The organism is Salinisphaera sp. Q1T1-3 (assembly GCF_003602005.1).
Classification (GTDB): Bacteria; Pseudomonadota; Gammaproteobacteria; order Nevskiales; family Salinisphaeraceae; genus Salinisphaera.
The window spans coordinates 40,378-64,376 of record NZ_QZWD01000016.1; the positions used below are offsets into that span (position 1 = coordinate 40,378).

Consider the following 23,999-nt stretch of genomic DNA (forward strand, 5'->3'; position numbering starts at 1 on the left):
ATGACGGCAACGACACAGCACACGACTTCGCCCACGCGCCTGCCGGCCATGGCCTGGCTGGCGATCGCGATCGCCGCGCTCGGCGGCATGCTCTACGGCTACGATATCGGCATCATCGCGGGCGCGCTCGTCTTCATGAAGTCCGCACTTTCGCTCGGGCCGGTCGAGATGTCCTGGATCGTGGCGGCGGTGCTCGGCGGCGGTTCGCTGGCCACGCTGATCGGCGGGCCGGTCGCCGATGCGATCGGGCGCAAGGCCACGCTGCTGATTGCCGGCGTCGTGTTCGCCCTGGGCGTGTTGGTTACCGCCATGGCCGCCGGTTACATCGGTGCGCTCGGCGGACGGCTCATCCAGGGGATCGGGGTGGGGCTCGTGACGATCGTCGTGCCCCTGTACATGGTGGAGGTCATGCCGCCCGCGGTCCGGGGTCGCAGCGTGACGTTGTTTCAACTGTGTCTGACCTTCGGGATTCTGGCCGGTTATCTGGTGGGTTATTTCTTCAACGCCAGCGGCGACTGGCGGGCGATGTTCGCCACCGCCCTGGTACCGGCCGCGGCGTTCGTGGTGCTGGGTCTGGCGCTGCCGAAATCGCCGCGCTGGCTGATCAAGCGCGGGCGACGCGATGAAGCCCGCGCGGCGCTGGCGCGCACGCACAGCCCGGCCGAGGCCGAGACCACGTTCGAAGAACTGGTCGCCCAGACCGATTCAGAAGGGATTTCGGCTCGCTGGTCGTTGCTGCTGGCCCCGGGCTATCGCAAGGCGTTCTTCCTGGCCCTGGGGATCGGCATCCTCAATCAGCTCACCGGCATCAACACGCTGCTGCAGTTCAATACCGTCATCCTCGATCAATCGGGTCTCGGCGGAGGTGCCGATGCCGTGCTGGGCAGTGTGTCGGTCGGGCTGACCAATTTCGTGGTGACGATCATCGGGCTCGTGCTGATCGACCGTGTCGGGCGGCGTCCGCTGCTTATCGTCGGTACCGCCGGGGCCACCGTGGCGCTGGCCTTCATGGCGTTGGTGCATCTGTTCACCGAGGCATCGGCCTTCCAGGGCTATGCAACGCTGTGCGGCCTGATCGGTTTCGTGATCTTCTTCGCCATCGGCCCCGGTATCGTGGTGTGGCTGGCAATTTCGGAAGTCCTGCCGCTGGCGATCCGGGCCAAGGGCATGGCCGTGGCTCTGTTTGCCAATTCGCTGATGTCGGCGATCCTGGCCGCGGTTTTCATGAGCATCGTCTCGGTGGCCGGGTATGCCGGGGCCTTCGCCCTGCTTGCCATCGCAGTTTTCGTCTATATGTTGCTGGCCATCTTCCCGTTGCCGGAAACCCGTGGCCGCAAGCTGGAAGAGATCGAGACCCATTTTCTGGGAGAAAGCCATGGCTGAACGCCAGCCCCGTGTGCGCATCGGCGTCGATGCCGGCGCCAGCAAGACACGCGTGGTCGCCCTCGAGGCGACGGGTTCGCTGATCGGCGCGGCCAACGGGCCTGCTGCCACGCTCAATGGTCGGGCCGATACGGCCTGGCGGACCGTTCAGGAAACGATCCGTGCGATCGCGCCGCTGGAAGCGGTCGATCCGGCGGCCATGCGTGTGGTCGTCGGCATCGCGGGTACGGAAATCGCGACGGCCTATCGCGCGTTCTGCGACAGCGCGCCGGCGTGGGGATCGCTGAGCGTGGTCTCGGATGCGCACGTGGCCTGTGCCGGGGCGCATGACGGTCGGGACGGGGCGATTGTGGCGGTCGGGACCGGCGTGGTCGGCTTCTGTCGCCATGCCGGGGACAGCACACGCGTCGGTGGCTGGGGGTTCCCGCACGATGATCGGGGCTCGGGGGCCTGGCTCGGCATGGAGGCCGTCGGCCATGCGCTGGCCGCCGCGGACGGACGCCGCCCGCGCGATACGCTGGCCGAGCAGGTTCTGGCGGCCTATGACGATGATCCGGGCACGCTCGCTGCCTGGGCCTGTACGGCCGATGCCGGCGCCTTCGCGCGACACGCCCGGCTCGTGGCCGAGCGGGCCGCGGCCGGTGAGGCGCATGCCACGGCGCTCATTGGCGAGGCCGCTGTCCATGTCTCGGCCGTGGCGCGAGCGTTGATCGGCGAACGGGCCGGTCTGGCGCTCGCGCTCACCGGCGGGCTGGCCGAGACCGTGGCGCCGTGGCTGGACGCCGATCTGGCATCACGGCTCACCCCGGCCGTCCACGACGGTGCGCATGGCGCCGCACTGATGGCCGGCGAGCAGACGTATTCGACAACGGAGTCCAATTCATGAGCCCGTCCACTCTCATGCGTCAGGAAATGCGCGAGACCCCCGAGCGCCTGACGGAACAATGGCAGGCCAACCGGAATGTCATCGCCGCGATTGCTGCCGAGCTGGCGATGCGCCCGGCAGCGCCCTGGTGGGTGACGGCCCGCGGCAGCTCATCCCACGCGGGCGCGTTCTTCGCGGCTGCGGCTGGGCTTGGCGCCGGGCGTGTGGTGGGCGAGATCACGCCGAGTCTGTTCACGGTCTACGAGCGCCAGCCGCGGCTGGACGGGGCGATGGTCATGGCCATCTCGCAGTCCGGGGCCGGCTCGGATATCAATGCCGTGGTCGAGGCCGCCAACGCCGGCGGCGCGCTCTCGGTGGCGCTGACCAACGATCCGAGCTCGGCGCTCGGCCGGGCGGCTACGCACACCATCAATCTCGCGATGGGCCCGGAGCGGGCCGTCGCCGCGACCAAGACCTATCTCGGTACTCTGGCGGCATCGGCTCGTCTGGTGGCCGCAGCGTCCGATGATCGCCAGCTGGAAGCCGCGCTCGAGCGGCTGCCGGCCACGCTGGCGGCTCGCCGCGATGCATATGCCGCGCTGTCGGCCGAGACGCTGGCCGATTTCGACCGGGCCGGCTTCGTACTGGGCCGGGGCGTGAGTCTGGGCATCGCCCGCGAGGTGGCGCTGAAGTTCAAGGAAGTCTGCGTGACGCCGGCCGAGGCATTCTCGGCGGCCGAGTTCATCCATGGTCCGCTCACGCTGGTCGGCCCGGGGACGCCCATACTCATGATCTGTCTGGATGATGCGACCCGGCCCGGTCTGATCGATACGGCCCATCGACTGGCCGAACTCGGAGCACAGGTCACGCTGATTGGCCCGGCGCTCGACGACGTGGCCGGCGCCGATAACCTGGCCGTCGTCAGCCGACCTGCCACGGGCAACGTGTTCACCGATGCCATCGCGCTCGCCTTCGATTGCTACGGCGCGCTGGAAGCCCGCGCGGTGGCGCTCGGCTATGATCCGGACCAGCCGCCCAACGTGCGCAAGGTCACCAGCACCTACTGATGAACAGGCACGCCTCAGCCGGTGCCGCGGCGCGCGATCGGCCGGTCATATCGGCGTGGCGCGATCCGTGGTTCTGGGGATTCGTCGCCCTGGGGCCGCTGTATTGGGTCGGCCTGTGGCTGACCGGCACAGGGCTGGCTGTGTCGATGACGCGCGCGGCGCCGCTGACCTGGCTTACGCTCGGGCTGATCGTGCCGATCGTCGAGGAGGTATTCTTTCGCGGTCTGCTCCAGCAGGGCCTGCGGTGCATGACACGGCGTCAGATCGGCGTCGGTGTGTCGGCCGCGAATCTGATCACCAGCCTGGTGTTCTGTACAGCGCATGCGATGACCCGCGGGCCAAGTGTGGCGGCCGGGGTGTTCGTGCCATCGCTGTTGTTCGGCCTTTGCTACGAGCGTCATCGCTCGCTGGCCAGTCCGGTCGCGTTGCATTGCAGCTATAACAGCGGCTATTTCCTGTTGTTCGGTTGGTAGTTTCCGGCCAGCATGCCGGTCGATCAGAGACACGCAGATGTGATCGAGACCCGGCGGTCGGTCGGCCACGGTGCGCGCGCCACGGCCGGGTCGAATCGCCTGGCCGGCCGCCGATAGGACAAGACCGATGAGAGCATCGCCATGAATACGCAACCCGACCGTTTTCGATTGCACGGTGCCACGGTGCACGACGGCGTATCGACGACACGTACGATCGCCATCGATGGTATTCGGCTGGCGGCCGAGATCGATCACGGGCGTGATATCGCACTGCCGGAGGACTGGCATGTCATTCCCGGTTTTATCGATGCCCATATCCACGGCGCCATCGGCCACGATGTGATGGATGCCGATGCAGCCGGGCTGGCAGCGATCGCGCGCTATCTGCCGGCCGAGGGCACGACGTCGTTTCTGGCCACGACCATGACTGGGCCGCATGACGCGATCGAGGCTGCTCTGGGCAACGCCGCGGCTTTCGAGGCGCCGGGTGGGGCGGCTGAAATGCTCGGCGTGCATCTCGAAGGGCCATTCGTCGATCGTGACAAGGCCGGAGCACAGCCGGTCGCCTGCATCACTGCCCCGGACGTGGCGCTGTTCGACCGCTGGCAGGCTGCCGCCGGCGGGCGTATCCAGGTTGTGACACTCGCGCCCGAACAGCCCGGCGGCGAAGCCCTGGTCGCGCATCTCGTGGCCCGGGGCGTTCGACCGTCCATCGGCCATTCGAGCTGTTCCGCGGCGCGGGCCCAGGCTGCGATCGCCGCCGGTGCCAGCCGCGGTACGCATCTGTTCAACGCCATGAACGGCCTGCATCACCGCGAACCCGGGGCGGCCTGTGCACTGCTTACCGATCCGGCGGCGTCTGCGGAGCTCATCGTGGACGGTCTGCATGTGGCGCCGGCGATGGTGAAGCTGGCCTGGCGGACCGCCGGTGCCGAGCGGCTGATGACGATCACCGATGCGATGCGGGCCAAAGGCCTCGGTGACGGCGAGACCGAACTCGGCGGTCAGGCCGTGACCGTGGCCCACGGCGAGGCCCGGCTGGCCGACGGCACGCTCGCTGGCAGCGTGCTGACTTTCGATACGGCCTTTCGCAACCTGCGCGCATTCACCGGTTGCGATATGGCCGAGGCGATCGCCATGACCAGCACCAACGCGGCCCGTGATCTCGGCGTGGCCGATCGCAAGGGGCGCCTGCTGCCGGGATACGATGCCGACCTGGTGGTGCTGGATAGCGAAGGCCGGCTGCGCCTCACCGTCGCCCGCGGCGTCGTGGCCTACGATCCGGACGGACTGGCGGCATGCGCTTGATCTTCAAGGGGATGAACGTGGCGCTCGGCCTGTCGCTGGTTTAGCGTCAGGTCGCGGTTCACGAATACGAGCGATCGCTCGTGGCATTCATTCCCGAACTGGCCATGCTGGGCACCGTCCTGCTTCTGGGCTGTATCAGCCCGGGGCCCGATTTCGTGGCCGTGACGTCGCACGCGCTGGCCGATCGGCGCTCGGGCGTGAAGATCGCCTGTGGGATCGCCACAGCGATCACGATCTGGGCGGCGCTGTCGGTAGCGGGGCTGGCCTTCGTGCTCTCGCGCGTGGCTTTCGTCTATGAAGCGGTTCGTCTGGCCGGGGCCGCCTTTCTGGTCTATCTGGGTATCAAACTGTTGTGGTCCGCCCGGCACGGTGCGACCGATGGGCCGCCGCGTCTTGCAGCCGCGACCACGCAGGGCTCGTTTCGTCGCGGGTTCGTACTGGGGCTGTTCAACCCGAAATCCGCGGTATTCTTCTCCAGCCTGTTCGCGACACTATTGCCGGCTGATGCGCCGGTCTGGGTGTTCGCCGCCACGATCGCGCTTGCTGCCGTCACGGCCTTTGGTTGGTTCCTCGCCGTGGCATTTTTGTTTTCGGTCGGGCGTATCCAGTCGCTATATCGCCGAGCGCGTCGCGTGATCGATGCCACCATGGGCGTGGTGCTGGCGGCACTCGGCCTGCGCCTGGCCTTCGAGCGCTAGGGCGTGTCGTCACGAGATAGGCGGCCGCATTGTCCGGCGAGTGGTCCCGGGCAGGGGCGCAGGCCGTCGTGCGTAGCGCCACTGGCCGGAATAACCCGGCGGGCCGGCGATCAGCCGGCGTTATTGCTCGTTCACGTGGCGCGTGCCACGCCGCGCTCGCGTTGTTGGATGGTCAGGCGGGGCGGACTCCGCCCGGCAGCCAGGACGGAGTCCGCCGGGCTGGGTTGAGTCATCGTCGCGATACGGCAGGCATGTTGCTTGCATCGAACGTCCAATGGCATTGCGCCCCGGCCGGCGCAGACTGGACGAGACATGCTTGAGGAGAGCCGCCATGGCCGCACCCTATCGATATACCATCGGCGCGCGGACTTATCGTTTCGATGATCTGGCCGAGGTCATGGCCAAGGCCAACCATGCCCGCTCGGGCGATCGGCTAGCCGGTGTCATCGCCGAGACGGCGGAAGAGCGGGTGGTGGCCCAGATGGTACTGGCCGATCTGCCGCTCACGGTCTTTCTAGAGGATCTGTTGATTCCCTACGAGGACGACGAGATCACGCGTCTGATCGTCGATACCCACGATGCCGAGGCGTTCGCGCCGATTCGTCATTTCACGGTCGGCGATTTCCGCAACTGGCTGCTGGCCGATGACACATCGGCCGAGGTGATCGCGGCCGTGCGACCCGGCATCACGCCGGAGATGGCGGCGGCCGTGGCCAAGATCATGCGCAATCAGGATCTGATCCTCGTCGCGAAGAAATGTCGGGTGGTCACCGCGTTTCGCAACACGATCGGTCAGGCCGGGCATCTGTCGACCCGGCTGCAGCCCAATCATCCGACCGACGATGCGACCGGCATCGCCGCCAGCATTCTCGACGGTCTGCTTTATGGCAACGGGGATGCGGTGATCGGCATCAACCCGGCCACCGACAACGTGGCCCAGTCGGTGCGGTTGATGAAGATGCTCGACGAGATCATCGCCCGCTACGAGATTCCGACCCAGTCCTGCGTGCTAACCCATGTGACGAATACGCTGGAGGCCATCGAGGCCGGGGCGCCCGTGGATCTGGTGTTCCAGTCGATCGGCGGCACCGAGGCGACAAACAGCAGCTTCGGTTTCGGGCTGGCCGATCTGGCCGAAGCCCGCGAGGCGGCCCTTGCCCTGAAACGGGGCACGGTCGGCGACAACGTCATGTATTTCGAGACCGGGCAGGGCAGCAGTCTGTCCGCCGATGCCCATCACGGGTTGGACCAGCAGACCTGCGAGGCACGGGCCTATGGGGTCGCGCGTCATTTCAAGCCGCTTCTGACCAACACGGTGGTCGGCTTCATCGGTCCGGAATATCTCTACGACGGGAAGGAGATCATCCGCGCCGGGCTGGAGGACCATTTCTGCGGCAAGCTGCTCGGGGTGCCGATGGGCGTGGACGTCTGCTACACCAACCATGCCGAGGCCGACCAGAACGACATGGACACGCTGTTGACGCTGCTCGGCGTGGCGGGCGTGAACTTCGTCATGGGCATTCCCGGCTCGGACGACATCATGCTCAACTACCAGACGACATCCTTCCACGACGCCCTTTATGCGCGCCGGGCACTGGACCTGCGCCCCGCTCCCGAGTTCGATGCGTGGCTGACCAGGATGGGCATCTTTGCCGAAGGCGATCAGTATCGGCTCGCCGAGACGTTGCCCGAGTCTTTTGCCCACTCGCTCTCGCGCCTGCCGGAGGGCGCCGATCATGAGTGATGATGAAGCCGGCCCGGAACGTGATCACCTACCGGCCGAACAGGTCGAGTCGGGCGTCGTCGACAACCCGTGGCGCAAGCTGCGAGCCTTCACCGATGCCCGCATCGGCCTCGGGCGGGCCGGCATCAGCCTGCCGACCCATCGCATGCTGGAATTCCAGCTCGCCCATGCCCAGGCCCGCGATGCCGTGCATCTGCCACTGGATGTCGATGCCCTGTGTGAATCGCTGGATGAGCCGCCGTCACCGTTGCCGAACCAGGCGCCGATCCGGCTGCACAGCCGGGCCGATGATCGCATCACCTATCTGCAGCGGCCGGATCTCGGGCGTCGTCTGAACGACGATTCGGCCGCTACGCTCGCCGAGGCCGCGGCGGACGATGGCTATGACCTGGCGCTGGTCATCGTCGACGGGCTGTCGTCGTTCGGCGTGGCCAGCCATGCCGCGCCCTTCATCGAAAAACTGGCCAGCGAGCTGGCCGATGACGCCGATTTCGATTGGTCGCTGGCGCCGTTGACGGTGATCGAGCAAGGGCGCGTGGCCATCGGGGACGACGTCGGCGAGCGGCTCGCCGCCCGCTGTGTCGTGGTGCTGGTCGGCGAGCGCCCGGGGCTGTCCTCGCCGGACAGCCTGGGCCTTTATCTGACCTGGAATCCGCACGTCGGGGTCACCGATGCCGATCGCAACTGTATCTCCAACGTCCGTCCGGCCGGACTCGCCCTGGACGAAGCGGCACAACGTTTGCTTTATCTGCTGAAGGAAGCCCGCCGCGGCGAGCAATCCGGCGTGGCGCTCAAGGATCGCAGCGGCGGTGAGGCGATCGAGAACGAGACCGAGCAGAAGAATTTTCTGACCGGGTAAATCATAACGGGTGGGATAGGGCGATGAGCACACACACGGTAGACGACGACTATCTGGCCAAACGCCAGCTCCAACGCGGTACGGCGGGCTGGGTTCTGCTGGCCGGGCTCGGCGTGGCCGGCGTCATTTCGGGCGATTTCGCGGGCTGGAACTTCGGCATCGCCCAGGCCGGTTGGGGTGGTTTCGTGATCGCCGCGGTGCTGATGGGCCTGATGTATTTCTCGCTCGTCCTGTCACTGGCCGAAATGAGCGCGGCCATTCCGGCGGCCGGCGGCGGCTACAGCTTCGCCCGCCAGGCCATGGGGCCGGCCGGCGGTTACTTCACCGGCCTGGCGGTGCTCATCGAATACGCGCTGGCGCCCGCAGCCATCGTGATCTTTATCGGCTCGGCGGTGTCCGAGCTGATCGGCATCGACGGGCCGATCGTCTATGCGGTCTTTTATGCCGTGTTCATCGGCATCCATCTGGCCGGTGTGGGCGAAGCGCTCAAGGTGATGCTGGCGATCAGCGCCTTGGCCGTATTCGCCATCCTGCTGACCGCGGTCGCCCTGATCGGCGATTTCGATGCATCGAATCTCTTCGATATTGCCCCCACCGATGCAGCAGGGGCCTCGACCTTCCTGCCGTTCGGCTGGTATGGCGTCTGGGCAGCCTTGCCGTTCGGCATGTGGTTGTTTCTGGCCGTTGAAGGTGTGCCGCTGGCCGCCGAGGAAGCCAAGAACCCGGCACGTGACGTGCCGCGCGGCATCATCGCGGCCATGCTGTTCCTGATCTTCACCGCCACCCTCGTGACTGTACTGCTGGCCGGGGCCGCCGGCGCCCAGGCTATCGGCAATTCCGGTGTGCCGTTGGTCACTGCCTTGCGGGATACCAACAGCGCCGGCATCGGCACGCTGGTCAACGTGTTGGCCCTGGCCGGACTCGTGGCCTCGTTCTTCTCCATCATCTATGGCTATAGCCGACTGGTGTTCGCTCTCTCCCGGGCCGGCTATCTGCCGAGCTTCCTGTCGCTGACCAGCTCCCGCAAAGCCCCGACCTGGGCCCTCGTCGTGCCCGGGGTGCTGGGTTTTCTTGCCTCGCTGTCCGGCGCGGGCGATCGCATGCTGGCGATGGCCGTGGTGGGCGCGACGCTGTCCTACGCATTGATGGCGTTCAGTCATATCCGACTGCGGTTGCGCCAGCCGAACCTGAACCGGCCCTATCGTACACCCGGCGGGATGGTGACATCGGTCATCGCACTCGTGCTGGCGCTCGTGGCGCTGACCGGTGTGTTCGCCTTCGACCCTAGGGCCTTCGGTTACACGATCATTCTGTTCGCGATCGGCGGTGCTTGGTATGTCTTCTACAGTCGGCATCATCTCGTCGCGAAATCGGCCGAGGAGGAGTTCGCGCTGCTGGCCCGGGCCGAGGAATCGCTGGACTGAATCTGCACGGCAAGCGACGGCGCGCCGCAGGCGGCGCGTACGTTGTGTCAGCCGAGCCAGGTCGCAACGCCGCCGGGCGCCCATCGTCGATTTTTCATCGGTGGCCCAACCCGAAGGGACAAGCGCTCCAAAATCAAAAACACGACGGCAACCCAGCGTTGTAGCCCGCTGACGCAGAATGACTGCCCGGCGCGTGCTACGCCTCGCCTTGCCGCAGAACAGCACTTGGCGCGGACTCGCACGAAACCTCAACAGGCTCTAGGGGCGATCTCTTGCAGGGGCCAGATCGTGCGGGCGCCGGTGGTGGCCACGAGTTCCGGCAGCACTGTTTCCGGCTCGCCGCAGTGCACGATGAGATGGCCGCCACGGGCCTGGATCGCGGCCCGAAGCGCGGGAGCGCGGTGCCGATGAAGGCGTGGCGGTGCGCGCCGATCTTCGGGATATCCCAGACCGTGGTCGCCGCGAAACGGGCGTCCAGGCAGTAGACACAGAGCAAGGAGGTGGCCGTCGCGGCGGCCGTCAGTGCCGGATTGTCGTCGAGCCGCAGATCGTTCTTGAACCAGAGAATCGCGCTGTCAGCGGGGAGAGCGTCAGGCATACACGTACGACGCATGCGCGATCGTCGCGGATGAATAGATCGGGCGCCGACACGGCGCGCCGGGCATCACTTGAAAGCGTGAATCCCGGTCTGCGCGCGCCCGAGGATCAGCGCGTGCACGTCATGTGTGCCCTCGTAGGTGTTCACACTCTCGAGATTGAGCATGTGATGGATGATGCCGTATTCGATGAGGATGCCGTTGCCGCCGTGCATGTCGCGCGCGCTGCGGGCAATGTCCAGCGCCCTGCCAGAGTTGTTGCGCTTGATCAGCGAAATCATCTCGGGTGCGTCTACCCCCGTATCGAGCAGGCGACCGACCTGGAGCGCGGCCGCGGTGCCGAGCGCGATCTCGGTCTGCATATCCACGAGTTTCTTCTGGACGAGCTGGGTGGCGGCCAGTGGACGGCCGAACTGTTCCCGGGCGAGGACATAATCGCGGGCGCGATGCCAGCAGGCCTCGGCTGCACCCATCACGCCCCAGGCAATGCCGTATCGGGCCTTGTTCAGGCAACCGAACGGGCCGGACAGACCTTCGGCATGGGGCAACAGCCTGTCTTCGGGCACGAACACATCCTGCAGCGCGATCTGGCCGGTGATCGAGGCCCGAAGCGAGAGTTTGCCCGTCATTGCGTGGACATCGAACCCGTGGGCCGGCAGATCGACGAGAAACCCCTTGATGCGGCCGTCATGCGCTTCGGATTTGGCCCAGACCACCACCACATCGGCGATCGGGCTGTTGCCGATCCATTTCTTTTCGCCGCTCAGGCGATAGCCACCGTCGACTTTTTAGGGAACCTCTGATCTATTCATCTACGGTCGCGCCGGTGTCTTTTGCGCGCGTCTGACAAGACGCCGCGAGCGCCGTTTGCTGAATGCAAATGAGCGAGCGGCAACTCCGCTCAGGCGCGCGCAAAAGCCCGGCCGCGAAGCGGTTTGGCCCAAACGGCCGCGCTACGGCGTTGCATGGCTGGATCATAGAGTGGCTATGACGCGGCGCCATGCGCCTTGTATCGTGGCCTTTTGGGACTCAAACGCGAGCGTGGATGAATAGATCAGAGGTTCCTTAGCGCGCGTGATCATGCCCGAGGGATCCGAGCCGGCAGTCGGCTCGGTCAGCCCGAAGCCGCCGATGAATTCGCCGGGAGCGAGTTTCGGCAGATAATGACGTTTCTGTGCCTCGCTGCCATAGGTCTCGATCGGATGCATGACCAGCGACGAGTGCACACTCATCGCCGAGCGATAGCCGGAGTCCACGCGTTCGACCGCGGGCGATCAGTCCATAAACGACGTGATTACGCCCGCCGCCGCCGTACTGCGGCGCCACCGTGGCGCCCAGCAGCCCGGCATCGCCCATTTCACGCATGATCGCCGGGTCGAAATGGCCGTTCTCGAACGCTTCGCTGATGCGCGGCGCGAGCCGTGACTGGCAGTAGGCGTGGGCATCATCGCGAACGCGGTGTTCGGCATCGCTCAGCGCGCGGTCGAGGCCGAGCGGATCGGCCCAGTTGAAATCGGACATGGCATGGCCCGGCGAAATCGACAGGACAGAGCTAACATGAGGCGCACCGCCCGTCCACGTCATAGGCCGCGGGCGGTATCGTCGTCGTTGTCATGTCCGGGTCGTTGCCGCTGATGCGCGAACACATCACGCCTTTTCAGTTCTTCATTCTCGCGCTGTCGTTCTACGTGCTCGGCGCCCTGGTGGCCGATGCGTTCTTTACGTTGCCCCCGCAGGTCAGCCGGCTGCTCGGCCTGATGGATTACGTGGTCTGCGCCTTCTTCTTCATCGATTTCTGCATCCGTTTTTATCGGGCGCCGAGCAAATGGCGCTACATGCGCTGGGGCTGGCTCGACCTGCTGTCGAGTGTGCCGGCGGGCTGGCTGCAGGCGGCCCGGCTGGCCCGGGTTGTGCAGATCGTGCGCATCCTGCGGGCGGTGCGCTCGCTGGAACTGATCTGGCGCATGCTGTTTCGCAAGCGGGCCCAGGGTGTACTGGCCTCCGCTGCGACGGCGACCGTGCTGCTTGTGGTTTTCGGGGCGATGACGGTGCTGCTCGTCGAGGCGCCGGACCCGAAAAGCCCGATCGACAACGCCCAGGATGCGCTCTGGTGGGCGATCGTGACCGTGACCACCGTCGGCTACGGCGACTATTATCCGATTACCACGCTCGGGCGGATTGTCGCCGTCTTGTTGATGGTCTGCGGTGTCGGCCTGTTCGGCAGTGTGGCGGCCTATGTCGGCTCGCTGTTCATCGCTGATCAGGATGATTCCGACGCCCGTCGCGATAAGGCTACCCGCAAGATGATTCGACACATGGCCGAGCGTCTGGACACGCTGCAGACCGAGCTCGAAGCCACACGCGCCGAACTGCGGGCCTACCACGCTGAGGTCCGCGAGCGGCTGCCGGCACGGGATGAATCCGACTCGGAAAATCGTCACTGAGCGCCGTCGGTCCGGCGATCGATACATGCCCGATGACGACCGGTACGGCGAGTGGCGTCCTGACCGAGCCGACGCCCGTCGAATTCATCGACATCTGGCATCGTTAGTGCGCTCGTCTTCCCCGGCTGTTGTCAGGGCGTGTACCAGCGCATTGTCGATGCCATCACCGCTACCCCCGGTGACGATCGTGATCCTGTCCTTGAATGGACGCATGAATAATCAATGATGAAAATCATGATCTTGTTATGTGCTTTTCAATCACCGGACCCTGCTCGGTCGCAACGAGAAACGCCCGGCACCGGGCCGGGCGTTTCTCGAGACGGGAACCGATACGGCGGTCAGTTCGTCACACGGCGCCAGCGTGCGGCCGCGGCGTCGAAGCTCGCCAGCACCGATTCACTCGGCCGCGTGACGAGACTCACGAGTACCAGCACCAGGGAGCAGAGAATGAAACCGGGCACGATCTCGTACATTTGGAAGATACCGCCCGACAGCTGCTTCCAGACGATGACCGTGATCGCACCAACCAGCATGCCGGCCAGGGCGCCCCATTGGGTGGTGCGTCGCCAGAACAGCGAGAACAGCACGACCGGGCCGAACGCGGCGCCGAAGCCGCTCCAGGCATAGGCCACCAGATCGAGTACCTTGGAATCCGGGTTGCCGGCGATCAGCAGCGCGATGACGGCGATCACGAGTACGCCGATACGCCCAACCCAGACCAGTTCGGTCTCGGAGGCCCGTGGGCGCACGAAGGCCTTGTAGATATCCTCGGCCAGCGCGCTCGACGAGACCAGCAGCTGGGAACTGATCGTCGACATGATCGCGGCGAGGATGGCGGCCAGCAGGAAACCGGCAATCCAGGGATTGGCCAGCGCTGTGGCCATCAGGATGAAGACCTTCTCGTGGTCGGGCAGCGGGTTGTCGGCGAAATAGGCAATGCCGGTATAGCCGACCGCGATGGCGCCAAACAGCGAGATCACCATCCAGGCGATGCCGATCAGGCGCGCCGTTGGCACATCACGATGATCGCGCATGGCCATGAAACGCACGATGATATGGGGCTGGCCGAAGTAGCCCAGTCCCCAGGCGGCCAGCGAGATGATCGAAAACAGCGACATCCCGCTCATGATGTTGTTGTACGACAGATCGACCGCCCCGACCTGGGCCACGGTCTCGCTCCAGCCGCCCTGGGTGGTTACGGCAAGCGCCGGGGCAATGAGCAGGGCAAAGAACATGATGATGCCCTGGACGAAGTCGGTCCAGGCCACGGCCAGGAAACCGCCGAGGAAGGTATAGGACACGATCACTGCGCCGCCGCCCCAAAGTGCGGCGTAGTAGTTCAGCCCGAAGCTGGCCTCGAACAGCTTTGCGCCGGCGACCATGCCGGCCGAGGTATAGAAAGCGAAGAATACGAGGATGACGAGCGCCGAGAAAACCCGCAGTAGCCGGGTCCGATCCTCGAAGCGATTGTGCAAAAAGTCCGGTACCGTGATCGAGTCGTTGGCGACTTCTGTGTAGATGCGCAGGCGCCGGGCGACGAACTGCCAGTTCAGATACGCGCCGATTGTCAGGCCGATGGCGATCCAGGCTTTGGACATGCGCGCGCCGTAGATGGTGCCCGGCAGACCCAGCAGGAGCCAGCCGCTCATGTCGGAAGCCCCGGCCGACAACGCGGCTACCCCCGGGCCCAGACTGCGCCCGCCGAGCACATAGTCCGACAGGTTCGAGGTCATCCGGTAGGTCACCAGACCGACGGCGATCATGGCGGCGAGATAGACGAGAAAAGTGATTAAGGTCGGAAGCGCGATATGCATGCGCATGCCCTCTTTCGGAAGTGATGGGGTAAAACGGGGCAGATATCTCGTATCCCGCCACGCAGGCGGTACACACGAGCGTTGTTGCCGGTTTCCAGGGCCTGTTGATGTGTCGTGCGAGCGCCTTTTCGTCGAGAGAGCGCCGTGTGTCCGGCAAGGCGCGAGTCGCCGGTCGTGGCGTGCCACGATCCAGACTCGCAACGCCGCAGGGCGGGATTTGTGGCCCACCCCTTGAGCACTTGGCGCGGACTCGCATGAAACATCAACAGGCCCTAGTGGTGACCCATCAGGTGTCGGATGTAGCTGATCAGGCTGAGCAGGACGCACAGTGGCATCGGGATCGCGAGCCAGAACCATGTCGCCGTCGTGAGCGAGTCGTTCATATGATGTTCCCCCGGGTTGGTCTGGTGATGGCCGCATTGCTCAAGGGCAACCCGGCCTGGAGCGAGTCGGCGCTCAATCGCGATGCGATTTGCGTGCCGGCTCGGTGGCCGCCTCTCGGTTGAGGCGTTGCGGCTCGGGTGTCACGAACGCGTGGTCGTCCGGCTCGTCTTCTTCCAGCGACATGAGCGACGCGTTGCCGCCGGCCGCTGTGGTGTCACGTGAGACGGCCCGTTCGGTGGCGAATCGGTGCAGATAGTGCGGCCCGCCGGCTTTCGGGCCGGTACCGGACAGACCTTCGCCGCCGAAGGGATGCACGCCGACGACCGCGCCGATGATATTGCGATTGACGTAGGCGTTGCCGACTTTCAGGCGCTTCAGCACGCGTTCGACGGTGGTATCAATGCGGCTGTGGATGCCGAAGGTCAGCCCGTAGCCCAACCTGTTGATGTCATCGACCACGCGATCGATCTCGTGTGAATCAAAACGGATGATGTGCACGATCGGGCCGAACTGTTCCTCGCCGAGCTGGTCGATCGAGTCCAGCTCGTAGATACGAGGCGCGACGTAAGTGCCGGCTTCGTGTGCCTCGGAAAGCGCGCAGACATAATGCCGTTCGAACTGGTGATCGGCGTATGTCGTATAGGCGAGCAGATTGTCGCGGGCCTCGGCATCAATGACGGGCGTGACATCGGTACCGAGATGCCAGGGGTCGCCGATCGACAGCTCGGCCATTGCACCGGAGAGCATTTCGATGAGTGAATCGGCGATATCGGACTGCACGTAAAGGACGCGCAGTGCCGAACAACGCTGGCCCGCACTCTGAAATCCGGAGCGGATGATATCGGCCACGACCTGTTCGATCAGTGCCGAGGAATCCACGATCATCGCGTTCTGGCCGCCGGTTTCGGCGATCAGCGGGATGATCGGACCGTCGCGTTCGGCGAGCGTCCGGTTGATCTTCTTCGCGGTCGCCAGCGACCCGGTGAAAGCCACGCCGGCGATGCGTGCGTCGGCGACGAGTTTTGCGCCGATGTCGCCGGCCCCGGGAAGAAAGGCCAGCACGTCGCCGGGGAAGCCGGCTTCGTGCATCAGTTCGACGGCCCGGGCACCGATCAGACAGGTCTGCTCGGCCGGCTTGGCAATGACCGCGTTGCCGGCCGCCAGTGCGGCGGCGACCTGGCCGGAGAAGATCGCCAGCGGGAAATTCCACGGACAGATCGCCACGAACACGCCGCGGCCGTAGAGCCCCCAGGTATTGCGTTCGCCGGTCGGGCCGGGCAGGACGTGATTGACCGAGAACTCGTCCTCGACCTGGACGGCGTAATAGCGACAGAAATCGACGGCCTCGCGAACTTCGGCTACACCGTCGGCGATGTTCTTGCCGGCTTCCAGCGTACAGATCGCGATCAGCTCGGCGATGTGGGCTTCCAGCAGATCGGCATAGCGCCGCAGACAGGCCGCGCGTTCGACCGCCGGCGTGGCCGCCCAGCGATCGGCAGCTCCCGCGGTGGTCGCCAGGGCCGCTTCGACGTCGTCGGCGTTCGCGAGCGCCACATGGCCGATCACGCGATCGATATGCGCGGGATTATGGACCGGTGTCGCCTGGTCGCGTTCCAGCAGATCGCGAGCGCGTTTGGCCATGTCGCCGCCGATGAGCGGGCCGGCCTGCCAGGTCTGGGCGGCGGCTTCGTCCATCGATTCGGAAAGCGTCGTCAACGTGCGCAGATCGGATAGATCCAGCCCCTTGGCATTGGGGCGCCGTGCGCCGTAGAGATCGTGCGGCAGCGGAATCCGATGATGGCGGACCTGATCCTGGGCACGGACCACGCGGACCGGATCGGCCACGATATCGGCGATCGGTTCGTCCTCGTCGACCAGCCGGTTCACGAACGAGCTGTTGGCACCGTTTTCCAGCAAGCGACGCACCAGATAGGCCAGCAGGTCCTCGTGCGCGCCGACCGGGGCATAGATTCGACAGCGCGGTCGACGCACGCCTTTTTCCACGATCTCTTCGTAGAGATCCTCGCCCATGCCGTGCAGGCGCTGGAATTCGAAATCGGTGCGCTCGCCGACGAGATGCCGGATCCAGGCCAGCGTATGGGCATTGTGAGTGGCGAACTGGCCATAGAACACATCGTCGTGGGCCAGGATCCGGCGTGCGCAGGCCATGTAGGAGACATCGGTATTGGCCTTGCGGGTAAAGACCGGATAACCGGCCAGCCCGGCTTCCTGGGCACGCTTGATCTCGGTGTCCCAGTAGGCGCCCTTGACCAGTCGAACCATGATGCGACGCCCGTGACGGCGACCCAGCTCGGCCAGCCATTCGATCACGTCCAGCGCGCGTTTCTGGTAAGCCTGCACGGCCAGCCCCAGGCCCTGCCAGTCGCCGAGTTCTTCATCTGCCGAGGCCATCTCGAACAACGACAGCGACAGATCCAGCCGGTCGGCTTCCTCGGCGTCCACGGTAAGGTTGATGTCGTATTTCGCCGCGAGTCGGGTCAACTCTGTCAGCCGCGGCAGGAGCTCGGCGACCACGCGATCGCGATGGGCCAGCTCGTAGCGGGCGAGCAGAGCCGAAAGTTTGACCGACACGCCGGGAGCGTCCTCCGGGCCGCGATCGCGGCTGGCCTCGCCACAGGCGACGATCGCATGGTGATAATCGTCGAAATAGCGTTTCGCGTCGGCATCGGTACGGGCCGCCTCGCCGAGCATGTCGTAGGAATACGAATAGCCGCGTTTCTCCAGCGAGCGCGCGTTCTTGATCGCCTCTTCGATCGAGCGACCCATCACGAACTGGTGGCCCATGATCTTCATCGCCCGGCGCACCGCCGAGCGGATGAACGGCTCGCCCGAGCGCCGGACCATGCGCCGCATCGTCGCTCGGAAATTGGCCTCGGGCAGATCCTCGCGACGCAGCATGCGCCCGGAGATCATCAGGCCCCAGGTCGAGGCATTGACGAACCACGACTTGGATTCGCCGAGATGGGACTCCCAATTGGAGCCGCCGATCTTGTCCTCGATGAGTTTGTCGATGGTCGCCGCGTCGGGGATGCGCAGCAGCGCCTCGGCCAGACACATCAGGACCACGCCCTCGGCACTGGAGAGTTCGTATTCGGCCATGAAGGCATCGATACCGCCGCCTTGGCTAGCCTTGTCACGCACGATTTCGACCAGCGCGGCGGCCGCGGACTCGACGGCGTCAGCCGCTTGTGCGTCGAGTGCGGCGGTTTCCAGAAGTCTTGTCACCTGCTCGGCCTCGTCGGCGCGATAGGTCGCCAGCACCGGCTGATAGGTGGGATCGGCGTGGACTCGGGGCGCAGACCATTTCATCGAACGAAACTCCTGGTACCTGGCATTCACGAATTCATCGCACGGATGCGGCCAGGCCCGCACCGCAAGAGCGCCCGGCACGATCATGATGCCGGGCAGGCCGGTCATGGCAGGCATCAGGCGACCTGAGTTCGAGACTACTCTGCGGCCGGATTGGTCGTGTTGTTTCGTTTTTATTAATATTTGTCTTCAATTGCACGCAACGGGACACTACCGTCCGGTCGGACTGTCAACCCATGAGTCACTCATACGCCCGTCTGAACCCGATTCGTCGCGGTCACGGTGACCACACCCACCGTTGTACCCAGTTGTTGTTCGGGCTCGGTGGCACGGTTCATTGCGATCTGGCGGACGGTGCTTTCGACGTATCTTGTGGCGAGATCGGCATTCTGCCGCGCGAGGCCCGGCACTATTTCGTCGGCCGCACGGAAGACAGCCAGCTTCTGGTCGTCGATCTGTACATGGACGACGACATCGTGCGTCAGATCGAACGGCTGGGTGGACACAGTCCCACGCTGGACGATGTTTTCGTCGCGCCGCGGGTCATGGCGTTGCCGGGCGAACTCGCGCCGATGATCGGTACCGCGGCGCGTCAGCTGGGGCAGCCGTGTCGGGATACCCGCCTGGTCGCGCACCAGTGGGCGACGACCTTCACCGTCCAGGCCTACGAGTTCCTGCAATCGTCCCCGGATCGTTTTGACGGGCGCATCGCGCGTTTCACGGCATTCATCGACTCACGGCTTGGCCGGCCGCCGACCAACACGGCGCTGCAACAGCATATGTACATGAGCAGCTCGGCGCTCAACCAGTGGTGCCGTCTGTGTTTCGATCAGACGCCGCAGCAGGTGGTCTTGCGGCGGCGGCTGGCCGCAGCGCGCGAGCGCCTGCTGACCACGTCGAGCGCGATCGCCCGGATCGCCCACGAAACCGGCTTTGCCGATACGCCGACCTTCACCCGCGCGTTCGGCCGGGTCTATGGCCTGCCGCCCGGCGCGGTTCGGCGTGCCGCACGCGAGCGCTCCCAAGGTTAGGCCCGTCAACACTTCGCACGTGACCGCGTGGCCGGTTTTTGGGCCCAACCCGAAGGGACAAGCGCCCCAAAATCGAGAACACGACGGCAATCCAGCGTTGTAGCCCGCGGGTGCAGAATGGCGGCACGGCGCGCACGACGCCTCGTCTTGCCGCCCATCCTCAATTTATTAACCCGGCCTAAAAATAGATGATTTTTCGGGTTGATAACGCGCGTGTGCGACAGCACGCGCGCCACGGCCAACGGCCGTGAAGCCATTGAAAATAAAAAGACGGACAAGGGCCGGCGTTTCTTTCGATGGCGTTGAAAACAGCTGACGTCGTCAGCTGTTTTGGTGCCGGATTAATAAGGGCGCGCTTGGCGCGGACTCGCACGACACCCCAACACGCCCTGGGGCGTGTCGTCGTGAGATATGACGTCGTATTGCCCGCGCCGGGCGTATCAGACAAGACGGGCGCCCAGCGTGGCGGCCCCACGGTCAGAGCCTGCCAGCGGCATGGCGCGTCCGGCGCGAGCAACTCGAAGAGCCGACGGCCAAGCCACGGCAATCCCGCGTTATCGCTCGCTGACGTGGCATGGCCTCGCCGCACTGGCGATGCCTCGTCTTGCCGCGACTTGGCCATCGGTGCGATGCCTTATCTGAATACGACACATCCGAGAGCGGGCTGAGTATCGGGCCGTACGCTGATTTGGCGTGCGGCAATCGGGCCAGCTGTGGTGAAAACGCCTATCGATGCGCCACAGACCGCCGGCGCTCAGCCGAGGTGTCCCAGACGATGGCGCATGCCAGCCGTTGGAATGCGTCGGCCCGGCCGGCCGGGCCGATACCGTGGTGGCGCTCGATTGGTCTCAGCGGATCTGCCGTTCGATGCGGTCCGGATATCGCCCGTCGACCTATGTCCGTGAGGTGAATTGGCCGCGCGTTCATGAACCCGTGGCCGGGATCGGGCTGGTACAGACAAGGCGCACGCAGTGGCCGGGTAGCGCGACGCATGCCGTTTGGTCAGCCCGATCTGGAAGAAAGACTTGGCCAATCAGGCGTGTCCGGCTCCACAGTTCTCGTGCGGGGCAGGCTAAGCGAGTGCATATGCGACTATTGGTATAATGACATGATCATCATGTATCCGATTTAATCTGTCCGAACGAGTCGAAACGACGTTGGACGGGTATGGCGCTTTCCGGATTTTTCGAGCCCCGGATTCTGGGGACCACGATCGGCCTGGCGCTGCTGCTGGGTATTCTGGCGGTCGCGGCACCCGGGCCGTTGGTGACGATCCGTCCGGTCGATCCGGATACCGGGCGGGTGGTTCTGAACAGTCCGCAGGATGTGAATGCCGCGGGCACGAACCAGAAGTTCGCCCCCGGTAGTTTCGACGCGACCGAATATGTGGCCGGGATCTGGTCGTCGAAGGTCGCCCCTTGGGCAGCCGACCATGCGGCCGATCTCGATCAGTTGCTCGCCGCCCTCGACCGCGATCCCGAGCAGGCCGAACAACAGTACGGCGTGGTTTCGGGCGGTGATACCCACAACTTCCTCGTCAAAGGCCAGGCCCGGGTCGCGTCGGTGGATACCTCGACCCCGGTCGGCCAGATCGCGCTCGTCGATCCGAGCGGCGAGGACCACGCCATCAGCCTGGCGGCGGGCCCACTGGTCTTCGGTACGGCGCTGCGCGATGCCTTCCCGTTCCTGCAGCTCAACGATTTCACCAATCAGATGCAGTACGCGAGTGTGGCCAAGGCCATGAACAAGCAGGCGCTCGAGCAGGCCTACAAGGGGATATCGATCGATCAGCTGAAGGGCAAGACCCTGCAGTTCACGGGTGCTTTCGCGGCATCGCCGGACGGCTCGATCAGTATCGTGCCGATCGACGTCAAGGTCGGCTCATGACCGGGAACGAACAACTGGCCGCCCCCGATCGGGCCGAGGAGCACGCCGTATTCAGCGCCCGCGGGGTCAGCAAGGTCTATCCCGGCACCACCGCGCTGCGGGACGTCGATTTCGATGTGCTGGCGGGCCGGGTCAATGTCCTGATCGGCGAAAATGGCGCCGGCAAGTCGACGTTGATGAAGATTCTGGCCGGCATCGAGCGCCCGACCGCCGGGCGGCTGTCGTTCGAAGGCCAGCCCTACGATGTCGCCAGCCCGCGCGAGGCGATGGCCCTGGGGATCGGCATCGTGCATCAGGAACTCAATCTGTTCCCCAATCTGAGCGTGGCACAGAATCTGTTCGTCGGCCGCGAGCGGCGCGGGATCGGCGGCACGTTGCGCCGCGGCGAGCAACGACGGATCGCCCGCGACGTGTTCGAGCGCATGGGCCAGCCGATCGATGTGGATGCGCTGGTCAGCGAACTGAGCATCGGCCGTCAGCAGATCGTCGAGATTGCGCGGGTGCTGGTCTCGGATGTGCGCATTCTGATTCTGGATGAGCCGACATCGTCGCTCAGCGAAGACGAGGTCGCGGTGCTGTTTCGGCTGCTGAGCGAGCTCAGGCAGCAGGGTGTGGCCATCGTCTATATCTCGCATCGTCTGGAAGAGCTCATCGAGATCGGCGATACCTTCACCGTGCTCCGCGACGGCGCGCTGATCGAAACCGGCTGGCGCGATCAGGTGGATATCCCCTGGCTGGTCGAGCGCATGGTCGGCAGCCGGGTCGAGGGCCCGTATCGCCAGGTGCCGGCCGATCATCGCCCCGATCCGGATGCCGCGACCGTGCTCGCGGTCGAGAATCTGCAGTTGCCGGATGCCGTTGGCGGGCGGTTGCTCGACGACGTGAGCTTTCGAGTCACGCAGGGCGAGATCGTCGGTTTCTACGGTCTGATGGGCGCCGGCCGAACCGAACTGTTCGAGACACTGATTGGCCTGCGGCGGGCCTCGGCCGGCCGGGTGACGGTGGCCGGCCGCGAACTAGCGGTCGGCGACGATGTCGCGACCCGGATCGCGGCCGGCCTGGCCCTGGTGCCCGAGGATCGCCAGCGATTGGGGCTGGTACAGAGCCAGTCGGTGGCACGCAATATCGCGCTGACCCATCTCAAACACTACACGCGCGTCACCGGGCTCGATTTCGGCGCCATGAAAAACGACGTGCAACGCATGATCGACGAGCTGCTGATCAAGGTCTCGGACCCGGATGTGCTGGTCTCTGCGCTCAGCGGTGGCAATCAGCAGAAAGCAGTGGTCGGCAAGAATCTGCTGACCGAGCCGAAAGTGCTGCTGCTCGACGAGCCGACACGCGGCATCGATATCAAGGCCCGTCGTGAGCTGTTCGAGATCATGGACCGGCTCGCCAGACAGGGGCTGACCATTCTCTATGCCTCGTCCGATCTCAACGAGATCACCGGCGGGGCAGATCGTGTGCTGGTCATGGCCGAAGGGCGGATTACCGCCGATTTGCGACGGGCCGAACTGACCGAAGACGCGCTCGTGGGCAGCGCACAGGTGCAACGCTTGGAAAAGGATCGCTTGGCATGAACGCACAAATGCTCACCGGCAATAGCGGCTTGCGCCGCCCCAGCCTGAGTTCGATACCGTTGCTGCTGTTGCGGTTCCGGGCCTATTTGGCGCTGATCGTGCTCGTGGTGCTGTTCGCGGCGACCTCGCCTGCGTTTCTGACCGTGCGCAACCTGATCATCGTGGCCGAACAGGTCGCGGTGTTCGCGATTCTGGGTGTAGGCATGACGTTCGTCATCCTGGGCGCCGGCATCGATCTGTCGGTCGGCTCGGTCGCCGGACTGGCGGCCATGGTCGCCGGCGGCCTGATCTCGCAGGGGCTGCGTATCCCGTTCTTCGATGTCGCGATCTTTTCGAACGTGGCGATCACCTGCGTGATCACTCTCGCGGTCGGTACCGCAGTGGGAGTCGTCAACGGGGTGTTCATCACGCGATTGCGTGTGACGCCGTTCATCCAGACGCTCGGCATGCTGTATGTCGCCCGCGGCGCGGCCCAGCTGATTTCGGACGGCGCGACCTACGGCGATCTGACCGGCCAGACGAGTCTGGGCAACACCGGCTTTCTCATTCTGGGCAATGGCCGTTTCCTGGGCCTGCCTTACGCGATCTGGATCATGATCGGGCTGGCCGCGATCGCGACCTGGGTCATGCGTCGGACGGTGTTCGGCATGCAGGTCTATGCGTTGGGCGGCAATGAGCGTGCGGCTGAGTTGTCGGGGGTGCGAACCGACCGGGTCAAGATCTATACCTACGCGATCTCCGGCTTCTGTGCCGCGCTGGCCGGCCTGATCATCGCAGCCCGCCTCGGTGCGGCCAACCCGGCCATCGGCACCACCTACGAACTTAACGCGATCGCCGTCGTTGTGCTCGGCGGCGCCTCGCTGTTCGGCGGTCTGGGCACGATTGGCGGCACCATCATCGGTGCCTTCGTGCTCGGTGTGCTCAGCAACGGCATGGTGCTGCTGGGCGTCTCGGATTTCTGGCAAACCGTGATCACCGGGGCGGTGATCATCTTCGCGGTCGTCATCGACCAGCTCCAGCGCCGGGCCGAAAAGGCCGCGGCCGTGCGCTCGGCCGCCCGCCAGCAACATGTCGGCACGGATACGCCCGCGTCCTGAGTATCCAGCAAACGG

Annotated in this window: 16 protein-coding genes and 3 pseudogenes; 14 read left to right on the forward strand and 5 right to left on the reverse strand. The window is 65.1% G+C overall.

Features of this window, described 5'->3' with window-relative positions:
* The 9 genes from D3260_RS13905 (at position 1) to eat (ending at position 9,821) form a co-directional block, all read left to right on the forward strand.
* Positions 1-1,383: a sugar porter family MFS transporter gene (locus tag D3260_RS13905; RefSeq protein ID WP_120099214.1), complete on the forward strand. Its 1,383-nt coding sequence runs from the start codon at positions 1-3 to the stop codon at positions 1,381-1,383.
* Entirely contained in the window at positions 1,376-2,269 is an 894-nt protein-coding gene (locus D3260_RS13910; protein WP_158583545.1) for a BadF/BadG/BcrA/BcrD ATPase family protein, read from the forward strand. The genes D3260_RS13905 and D3260_RS13910 overlap by 8 nt, the downstream gene beginning before the upstream one ends.
* Positions 2,266-3,315: an SIS domain-containing protein gene (locus D3260_RS13915; RefSeq protein WP_120099216.1), complete on the forward strand. Its 1,050-nt coding sequence runs from the start codon at positions 2,266-2,268 to the stop codon at positions 3,313-3,315. The genes D3260_RS13910 and D3260_RS13915 overlap by 4 nt, the downstream gene beginning before the upstream one ends.
* Positions 3,315-3,788 carry a JDVT-CTERM system glutamic-type intramembrane protease gene (gene mrtJ, locus D3260_RS13920; protein ID WP_120099217.1) on the forward strand — a complete coding sequence of 158 codons (474 nt, stop codon included), beginning with the start codon at positions 3,315-3,317 and terminating at the stop codon, positions 3,786-3,788. Before D3260_RS13915 ends, mrtJ begins: the two co-directional genes overlap by 1 nt.
* A gap of 141 nt (positions 3,789-3,929) precedes the next feature.
* Positions 3,930-5,096 (forward strand): N-acetylglucosamine-6-phosphate deacetylase, encoded by a 1,167-nt coding sequence (gene nagA / locus D3260_RS13925; RefSeq protein WP_120099218.1) that lies wholly within the window; start codon positions 3,930-3,932, stop codon positions 5,094-5,096.
* 80 nt (positions 5,097-5,176) lie between these two features.
* Complete coding sequence (locus D3260_RS13930) at positions 5,177-5,794, forward strand: LysE family translocator (protein ID WP_120099219.1); 618 nt, start codon at positions 5,177-5,179, stop codon at positions 5,792-5,794.
* Between the two features lie 331 nt (positions 5,795-6,125).
* Positions 6,126-7,538: an ethanolamine ammonia-lyase subunit EutB gene (locus D3260_RS13935; protein ID WP_120099220.1), complete on the forward strand. Its 1,413-nt coding sequence runs from the start codon at positions 6,126-6,128 to the stop codon at positions 7,536-7,538.
* Positions 7,531-8,397 carry an ethanolamine ammonia-lyase subunit EutC gene (eutC, locus tag D3260_RS13940; protein ID WP_120099221.1) on the forward strand — a complete coding sequence of 289 codons (867 nt, stop codon included), beginning with the start codon at positions 7,531-7,533 and terminating at the stop codon, positions 8,395-8,397. The genes D3260_RS13935 and eutC overlap by 8 nt, the downstream gene beginning before the upstream one ends.
* 23 nt (positions 8,398-8,420) lie before the next feature.
* Positions 8,421-9,821: an ethanolamine permease gene (eat, locus tag D3260_RS13945; protein WP_120099222.1), complete on the forward strand. Its 1,401-nt coding sequence runs from the start codon at positions 8,421-8,423 to the stop codon at positions 9,819-9,821.
* A 248-nt stretch (positions 9,822-10,069) separates the two neighbouring features.
* Here the strand turns inward: eat and D3260_RS18170 are convergent.
* From D3260_RS18170 to D3260_RS17995, 3 pseudogenes are all read right to left on the reverse strand, one after another.
* A pseudogene (locus tag D3260_RS18170) lies at positions 10,070-10,434 on the reverse strand (deoxyribodipyrimidine photo-lyase).
* 51 nt (positions 10,435-10,485) lie between these two features.
* Positions 10,486-11,205, reverse strand: a pseudogene (locus D3260_RS13955) (acyl-CoA dehydrogenase family protein); the annotation flags it as partial.
* A gap of 186 nt (positions 11,206-11,391) precedes the next feature.
* Positions 11,392-12,001: pseudogene (locus D3260_RS17995) on the reverse strand (acyl-CoA dehydrogenase family protein).
* Between the two features lie 29 nt (positions 12,002-12,030).
* On the opposite strand from D3260_RS17995, the gene D3260_RS13965 reads away from it, so the two are divergent.
* The gene (locus tag D3260_RS13965) at positions 12,031-12,861 is read left to right on the forward strand and encodes an ion transporter (protein WP_199671518.1); all 831 of its coding nucleotides are present in this window, start codon (positions 12,031-12,033) and stop codon (positions 12,859-12,861) included.
* A gap of 338 nt (positions 12,862-13,199) precedes the next feature.
* On the opposite strand, the gene putP is transcribed toward D3260_RS13965, so the two are convergent.
* Both putP and putA read right to left on the reverse strand, forming a co-directional pair.
* Complete coding sequence (gene putP / locus D3260_RS13970; RefSeq protein ID WP_370456308.1) at positions 13,200-14,681, reverse strand: sodium/proline symporter PutP; 1,482 nt, start codon at positions 14,679-14,681, stop codon at positions 13,200-13,202.
* A 450-nt stretch (positions 14,682-15,131) separates the two neighbouring features.
* Complete coding sequence (putA, locus tag D3260_RS13975) at positions 15,132-18,389, reverse strand: bifunctional proline dehydrogenase/L-glutamate gamma-semialdehyde dehydrogenase PutA (protein WP_120099256.1); 3,258 nt, start codon at positions 18,387-18,389, stop codon at positions 15,132-15,134.
* 236 nt (positions 18,390-18,625) lie between these two features.
* On the opposite strand from putA, the gene D3260_RS13980 reads away from it, so the two are divergent.
* The 4 genes from D3260_RS13980 (at position 18,626) to D3260_RS13995 (ending at position 23,984) form a co-directional block, all read left to right on the forward strand.
* Positions 18,626-19,420, forward strand: coding sequence for an AraC family transcriptional regulator (locus D3260_RS13980; protein WP_120099225.1), 795 nt, complete (start codon positions 18,626-18,628; stop codon positions 19,418-19,420).
* A gap of 1,167 nt (positions 19,421-20,587) precedes the next feature.
* The gene (locus D3260_RS13985; RefSeq protein WP_120099226.1) at positions 20,588-21,307 is read left to right on the forward strand and encodes a DUF2291 family protein; all 720 of its coding nucleotides are present in this window, start codon (positions 20,588-20,590) and stop codon (positions 21,305-21,307) included.
* Positions 21,304-22,887, forward strand: a complete 1,584-nt coding sequence (locus D3260_RS13990) for a sugar ABC transporter ATP-binding protein (RefSeq protein ID WP_120099227.1) — start codon at positions 21,304-21,306, stop codon at positions 22,885-22,887. The genes D3260_RS13985 and D3260_RS13990 overlap by 4 nt, the downstream gene beginning before the upstream one ends.
* Positions 22,884-23,984: an ABC transporter permease gene (locus D3260_RS13995; protein WP_199671519.1), complete on the forward strand. Its 1,101-nt coding sequence runs from the start codon at positions 22,884-22,886 to the stop codon at positions 23,982-23,984. Before D3260_RS13990 ends, D3260_RS13995 begins: the two co-directional genes overlap by 4 nt.
* Positions 23,985-23,999: the final 15 nt, after the last annotated feature.

Bases quoted from the DNA above. Each gene is read 5' to 3' on its own strand.
- D3260_RS13905 (WP_120099214.1), top strand. From the start codon at position 1: ATGACGGCAACGACACAGCACACGACTTCGCCCACGCGCCTGCCGGCC.
- D3260_RS13910 (WP_158583545.1), top strand. From the start codon at position 1,376: ATGGCTGAACGCCAGCCCCGTGTGCGCATCGGCGTCGATGCCGGCGCC.
- D3260_RS13915 (WP_120099216.1), top strand. From the start codon at position 2,266: ATGAGCCCGTCCACTCTCATGCGTCAGGAAATGCGCGAGACCCCCGAG.
- mrtJ (WP_120099217.1), top strand. From the start codon at position 3,315: ATGAACAGGCACGCCTCAGCCGGTGCCGCGGCGCGCGATCGGCCGGTC.
- nagA (WP_120099218.1), top strand. From the start codon at position 3,930: ATGAATACGCAACCCGACCGTTTTCGATTGCACGGTGCCACGGTGCAC.
- D3260_RS13935 (WP_120099220.1), top strand. From the start codon at position 6,126: ATGGCCGCACCCTATCGATATACCATCGGCGCGCGGACTTATCGTTTC.
- eutC (WP_120099221.1), top strand. From the start codon at position 7,531: ATGAGTGATGATGAAGCCGGCCCGGAACGTGATCACCTACCGGCCGAA.
- eat (WP_120099222.1), top strand. From the start codon at position 8,421: ATGAGCACACACACGGTAGACGACGACTATCTGGCCAAACGCCAGCTC.
- D3260_RS13965 (WP_199671518.1), top strand. From the start codon at position 12,031: ATGTCCGGGTCGTTGCCGCTGATGCGCGAACACATCACGCCTTTTCAG.
- putP (WP_370456308.1), bottom strand. From the start codon at position 14,681: ATGCGCATGCATATCGCGCTTCCGACCTTAATCACTTTTCTCGTCTAT.
- putA (WP_120099256.1), bottom strand. From the start codon at position 18,389: ATGAAATGGTCTGCGCCCCGAGTCCACGCCGATCCCACCTATCAGCCG.
- D3260_RS13980 (WP_120099225.1), top strand. From the start codon at position 18,626: ATGAGTCACTCATACGCCCGTCTGAACCCGATTCGTCGCGGTCACGGT.
- D3260_RS13985 (WP_120099226.1), top strand. From the start codon at position 20,588: ATGGCGCTTTCCGGATTTTTCGAGCCCCGGATTCTGGGGACCACGATC.
- D3260_RS13990 (WP_120099227.1), top strand. From the start codon at position 21,304: ATGACCGGGAACGAACAACTGGCCGCCCCCGATCGGGCCGAGGAGCAC.
- D3260_RS13995 (WP_199671519.1), top strand. From the start codon at position 22,884: ATGAACGCACAAATGCTCACCGGCAATAGCGGCTTGCGCCGCCCCAGC.